The sequence below is a fragment of the Bradyrhizobium sp. PRIMUS42 genome, assembly GCF_023006515.1.
Lineage (GTDB): Bacteria > Pseudomonadota > Alphaproteobacteria > Rhizobiales > Xanthobacteraceae > Bradyrhizobium.
Window position 1 is genome coordinate 1 of sequence record NZ_JALBGZ010000406.1, and the last position, 5837, is coordinate 5837.

Sequence of the window (5837 nt, forward strand, 5' to 3'; positions counted from 1 at the left end):
GGTACGCTCTTTGCGCGTCGAGATGCGCAGCCGCTTGACGCGGCGCGGATCGGCATCGAGCACCTCGACCTCGTAATTGCCGGGGCCCGAGATCACCTCGCCGCGCACCGGCAGGCGCCCGACGAAGCTGACGAGATAGCCGCCCAGCGTCTCCACCTCCTCGCCGGCTTCGCCGGTGACGAAATCCTCGCCGATCACCGAGCGGACGTCGTCGAGGCTGGCGCGAGCGTCGGCGATGAAGGCGTTGTCGGGCAGGCGCACGATCGAGGGCGGCTCGTCGCTGTCGTGCTCGTCGTCGATCTCGCCGACGATCTGCTCGACGATGTCCTCGATCGAGACCAGCCCGTCGCTGCCGCCATATTCGTCGACCACCAGCGCCAGATGGATGCGCGTGGCCTGCATCTGCGCGAGCAGGTCGATCGCCCGCATCGACGGCGGCACGTAGAGCAGCTTGCGGATGATGCGCGCATCCTCGAGCGGCAGCGCGAGATCGACGGCGCGGAGGTCGAGCCCGGCCGGGAGCGCCTTCTTGCGCTTGGTCTTGGTGGCTTCCGACACGCGGGCACGCGCGGTCATGAAGGCGAGCAGGTCGCGGATGTGGACGATGCCCACGGGATCGTCGAGCGTTTCGTTGTAGACCACGAGGCGCGAATGGCCGGCGCTTTCGAAGCGGTCCATCAACTCGCCGAGCGGGATGTCGCGCTTCACTGCGATGATGTCGGCGCGATGGACCATGACGTCGGCGATGCGGCGCTCGTGCAGTCCGAGGATGTTGCGCAGCATGGTGCGCTCGACCGCGGAGAAGCCGGAGTCGCCAGGCGTCGTCGCATCGAGCACGACCTGGAGGTCGTCGCGCACCGATCCCGCCTTCCAGCCGAACAGCGTCCGGATGGCGCGCAGCAGCCATCCTTCCGCAGTCGGGCGCATCACTTCGCCTTGCGTCACCACGGCGGGAAGATTGGCCGTGTGGCGCGGGTTGTCCTGGATCGGGTCGGAATCCGGCATCTCAGTGCGTCCCTGCGCGCTCTGCATAGGGATCGGGAATTCCAAGGTGAGCCAGGATCTGCGTCTCCAGCGCTTCCATCTCCTCGGCGTCGCCTTCGTTCTCGTGGTCGTAGCCGATCAGGTGAAGGAAGCCGTGCACGGCGAGATGGCTCAAATGGTGGTCGAACGGCTTTTGTTCCTCGTCCGCTTCGCGCCGCATGGTCTCGTAGGCGATCGCGATATCGCCGAGCATGCGCGGCGCATCACCCGGCTTCCACTCGCCCTCCGGCTGGAGCGCGGGAAACGACAGCACGTTGGTCGGCTTGTCGATGCCGCGCCAGTTGCTGTTGAGGGTGCGGATGCCGGCATCATCGGTCAGCATCACGGCCACTTCCGCGTCGGCAACGTCTTCGTCGACACTCTCGGCGGCGGCCGCAACCGCGCGCTGGATCACGGCTTCGGAATCGGGCTCGCTCTGCCAGCAATCGGCGACGACGAGGACCTCGGTCATGGGAAGGTTGGGATGGGACATTTTGTTGTCTGGGACGAAAAGGGCCCGTATCCGCGCCCTCTGGTCCGACTGTTGCCTCGTCAGGATTGGCCGGCGGCCGGCCGCTGCGGCGAACCTTCGTAGGCGGCGACGATCCGCGCCACGAGTTCGTGGCGGATCACGTCCTCGGCTTTGAAATGAACTTGAGCAATGCCCTCGACGCCGCCCAGGAGGCGGGTCGCTTCGGCCAGGCCCGAGGTCTGGCCGTTCGGCAGGTCGATCTGCGAGGGATCGCCGGTCACGATCATGCGGCTGTTCTCGCCGAGGCGCGTGAGGAACATCTTCATCTGCATCGACGTGGTGTTCTGCGCCTCGTCCAGGATGATTGCGGCGTTGGTGAGGGTGCGGCCGCGCATGAAGGCGAGCGGCGCGATCTCGATCTCGCCGGTCTGGAGCGCGCGCTCGACGATGCGCGCATCCATGAGGTCGTAGAGCGCGTCGTAGATCGGGCGGAGATAAGGATCGACCTTTTCGCGGAGATCGCCGGGCAGGAAGCCGAGCCGCTCGCCGGCTTCCACCGCCGGACGCGACAGGATGATCTTGTCGACCTCCTTGCGCTCGAATAGCTGCGCGGCGTGCGCAACCGCGAGCCAGGTCTTGCCGGTGCCGGCAGGGCCGATGCCGAACACCAGCTCGTGGCGCTTCAGCGCGCGGATGTAGGAGTCCTGGGCAGCGGTGCGGGCGCGCACCGGGCGCTTGCGCAGATTGATGCTGTCGAAGGCCGATTTGGCCGATTTGGCGTCGAACTCGAACAGCGAGCCCTGGGCAATGACGGCCCGGATCGCGCCTTCGACCTCGCCCTGGTCGAGATCCTGTCCCTTCACGGCCTGCGCGTAGAGCATCTCCAGCACGCGGCGTGCGGCGTCGCAGCCGTCGCGCGTGCCGCCGATCGTGATGTGATTGCCCTTGGAATCGACGACGACCCCGAGCCGCCGCTCGATCTGCGCGAGATGCTGGCCGTAGGGGCCGACCAGCGCCGAAGCGGCGCGGTTGTCGTCGAAGTCGATGACGACCTGGGTCTCGGGCGGAACTTGCATGTCGCGGTCAAATTTGCGGCTGGGAGCGATAGAAGACGAATCCGATGCGCTTTTTGGCAAGGGTTCAGGCTCCACTGGCTTGCGATAAAGCGGGCTCACGCGCGGTGCGTAGTGCGGCGAGCTCGCCGAGGAAACTGTAGCGCTCGAGGCTGTCGATCCTGACAGGCAGGATCTGTCCGATGATGTCGGGCGAGGCCATCACGTGAGCGGGCTGGAGGAATGCGGTGCGGCCGACGATCTGGCCGTCCTTGCGCGCCGGACGTTCGAACAGCACGTCGACCGTTGAGCCAATCGCAGCCTTGTTGAAGGCCGACTGCTGGCTGTCGATCAGTTCCTGGAGCCGCTCCAATCGCTGGTCCATCTCGGCGGGGGACACCGTCTCCTGCATGTCCGCGGCCGGCGTTCCCGGCCGGGCGGAGTATTTGAACGAATAAGCCGCAGCGTAGCCGATTTGCGTGACAAGCGCGAGGGTGGCGAGAAAATCTTGCTCGCTTTCCCCGGGGAAGCCGACGATGAAATCCGATGAAAAAGCAATGTCTTGGCGCGCGGCGCGGAAACGGTCGATGACCCGCCGATAATCATCGGCGGTATGTTTCCGGTTCATGGCCGCCAGAATGCGGTCCGAGCCCGATTGCACCGGCAGGTGCACGAACGGCATCAGGGCACCGAGATTGCGATGGGCTGCAATCAGGCTGTCGTCGACGTCGCGGGGATGGCTGGTCGAATAGCGCAGCCGCGCAATGCCGGGAATCGTCGCCAGATGCTCGAGCAGTCTGCCGAGCGGCCAGACTTTCCCGTCCGGTCCCTCGCCATGATAGGCGTTGACGTTCTGCCCAATCAGCGTGAGCTCGCGCACGCCGTTGTCGGCCAGCCGCTTCACGTCATCGACGATCTTCGCGACCGGGCGCGAGACTTCGGCGCCGCGCGTGTAGGGCACGACGCAGAAGGTGCAGAACTTGTCGCAACCTTCCTGCACCGTGACGAAAGCGGAAATGCCGCGCGCGCGGATCGCTGCGGGCTTGGGCTGGGCCAGGAAGCCGAACTTGTCCTCGGCCGGAAACTCGGTCTCGATCGCGCGGCCTTCGTCGCCGGCGCGCTTCAACAGCTCGGGCAGATGATGATAGCTCTGCGGTCCCACCACGACGTCCACGGCAGGCGCGCGACGCACGATTTCCTCGCCTTCAGCCTGCGCCACGCAGCCTGCAACCGCGATCTGCATGGTGCGGCCCCCGCGTGCAGCCTCGTCCTTGGCGACGCGCAGGCGGCCGAGCTCGGAATAGACCTTTTCCGAGGCCTTCTCGCGGATATGGCAGGTATTGAGGATGACGAGGTCGGCCTCCTCGGCACTGGCCGTCTCCACGAATCCTTCCGGAGCCAGCGTGTCCACCATGCGCTGGGCATCGTAGACGTTCATCTGGCAGCCATATGATTTGATGTGCAGCTTGCGCGGCGGCGTCATGGAACCCGGAATTGAGGTGGAGGACGGCCCTCAGATATAGGCTGGAGGCGCGAAAATCCAGCGAATGGAGGTATTTGGATCGTCATTCCGGGGCGCGCGTAGCGCGAACCCGGATTCTCGTGCCAAAACCCCTGGATTCCGGGTTCACGCGCTGTGGGCGTGCCCCGTAATGACGGCAATCAGCCGAAATCAGCCCGCCAAAGCGTCCGCCTCGACCCGCCGGACCAGCTCCGGCAGCTGATGCATGTCGGCAAAGAGCAGATCGGCGCCGGCCTCGCGCAGCGTCTCGGCATAGCCGTCGCGGCAATGGCTGCCCCCGTAAAAGCCGAATACGGTCATTCCCGCCGCCCGCGCGCCGGTAATCCCGGCCAGGCTGTCCTCGATCACGACGCAGCGCTGGGGCGGCACGCCCATCTCGTTCGCCGCGAACAGGAACAGGTCCGGTGCCGGCTTGCCGTTCGTCACCTGCGAGGCCGAGAAGATATTCGGCGTGAGGCGCTCGTAGAGCCCGGTGCTCCCCAGGCTGACGCGCATGCGCTGATGCGAGCCGCTCGAGGCGACGCAGACGCGTTGAGGCACCACATCGAGCACGTCATGAATGCCGCGGATCGCTTCGAGGTCGGCCTCGAACGAGCGAAACAGCTCGTCCTGCAACTCGCCGTGATAGGCTTCGGGCAACTTGCGGCCGAGCTCGGATTCGATCTCGAGATTGGCCTGCCGCGTCGAGCGGCCGAGGAAGCGCGCGAACACCTGCTCCGACGTGATCGGATATCCGTGCTTCGTCAGCACATCCGCATGCGCGCGACAGGAAATGACCTCGCTGTCCACGAGCACACCGTCGCAATCGAAGATGATGAGGTCGATGGGCACTCGACTAGGACGTCGGCTTGTCGTCGTCGAGCGGGACGCAATAGAGTTCGAGGCGGTGATCCACCAGCTTGTAGCCAAGCTTGCGAGCGATCTCGGCCTGGAGTTTCTCGATCTCTTCGGAGGTGAACTCGATCACCTTGCCGTCGCGCAGGTTGATGAGGTGGTCGTGATGGCTGTCGCGCATCTGCTCGTAGCGCGCGCGGCCCTCGCGGAAATCATGGCGTTCGATGATGCCGGCGTCCTCGAACAGCTTGACGGTACGGTACACGGTCGAGATCGAGATCTTGTCGTCGACGGCGACGCAGCGCCGGTACAGTTCCTCGACATCGGGATGATCGATCGCCTCCGCGAGCACGCGGGCGATGACGCGGCGCTGCTCGGTCATGCGCATGCCGGTGGCGGCACAGCGCGCCTCGATGCCGGACGCCTTGGATGCGGAAGAAGGTTTCAGTACGGTCATGGTTTGTCTGCCTGGCGGGGCGCTTTCTGCCACCGATGTTACGACAAGTCACGTCGCATCAGAAGGGCGTTCAATTGTTCCCCGTTCGGCTGCTTATAGTAGCGTTCGCGGCGCCCGACCACCATGAATCCGCACCCGTCGTAGAGCCGCCGCGCCGGCTGGTTGTTTTCCTCAACTTCGAGAAATATTGTGCGCACGCCGCGCCCTGCGAGGTGGCCGAGATGGGTCATCAGCAGCGCGCGGGAGAGGCCGCGGCCGCGATAGGCCTCGTCCACCGCGATCGAAAGGATTTCCGCCTCGTCCGCGCCGATCCGCGACACCGCGAATCCGATGGTCTTGCGCCCGAGGCGCAAGCGATGCACCAGCGTATTGCGCTCGCTGACCATGCTCTCGAATTCGCCTTCGCCCCAGCCGCGTGCGAAAGAGGCGCCATGAAGCTGCGCCAGCCGCGCGGCATCGCGCGCGGACGCAGGCTCG

The 5837-nt window shown here is 65.4% G+C and carries 7 protein-coding genes; all 7 read right to left on the reverse strand.

The window, feature by feature from the left end; all coding sequences use genetic code 11:
- Nucleotides 1–1005, reverse strand: a 1005-nt coding sequence (locus MOV75_RS24885; RefSeq protein ID WP_247006773.1) for a hemolysin family protein, incomplete at its 3' end; no start/stop codon positions are given.
- A 1-nt stretch (nt 1006) separates the two neighbouring features.
- The gene (gene ybeY, locus MOV75_RS24890) at nt 1007–1516 is read right to left on the reverse strand and encodes an rRNA maturation RNase YbeY (protein WP_246930141.1); all 510 of its coding nucleotides are present in this window, start codon (nt 1514–1516) and stop codon (nt 1007–1009) included.
- Between the two features lie 59 nt (nt 1517–1575).
- The gene (locus MOV75_RS24895) at nt 1576–2571 is read right to left on the reverse strand and encodes a PhoH family protein (protein WP_246930139.1); all 996 of its coding nucleotides are present in this window, start codon (nt 2569–2571) and stop codon (nt 1576–1578) included.
- Between the two features lie 64 nt (nt 2572–2635).
- Nucleotides 2636–4030, reverse strand: a complete 1395-nt coding sequence (miaB, locus tag MOV75_RS24900) for a tRNA (N6-isopentenyl adenosine(37)-C2)-methylthiotransferase MiaB (protein ID WP_246930136.1) — start codon at nt 4028–4030, stop codon at nt 2636–2638.
- Between the two features lie 189 nt (nt 4031–4219).
- On the reverse strand, nt 4220–4900 hold the full coding sequence (locus MOV75_RS24905) for an HAD family phosphatase (RefSeq protein ID WP_246930133.1): 681 nt from the start codon (nt 4898–4900) through the stop codon (nt 4220–4222).
- Nucleotides 4901–4904: 4 nt separating this feature from the next.
- Complete coding sequence (locus MOV75_RS24910; RefSeq protein WP_246930131.1) at nt 4905–5360, reverse strand: Fur family transcriptional regulator; 456 nt, start codon at nt 5358–5360, stop codon at nt 4905–4907.
- A 38-nt stretch (nt 5361–5398) separates the two neighbouring features.
- On the reverse strand, nt 5399–5837 hold a 439-nt coding region (rimI, locus tag MOV75_RS24915), incomplete at its 5' end, for a ribosomal protein S18-alanine N-acetyltransferase (protein WP_246930129.1).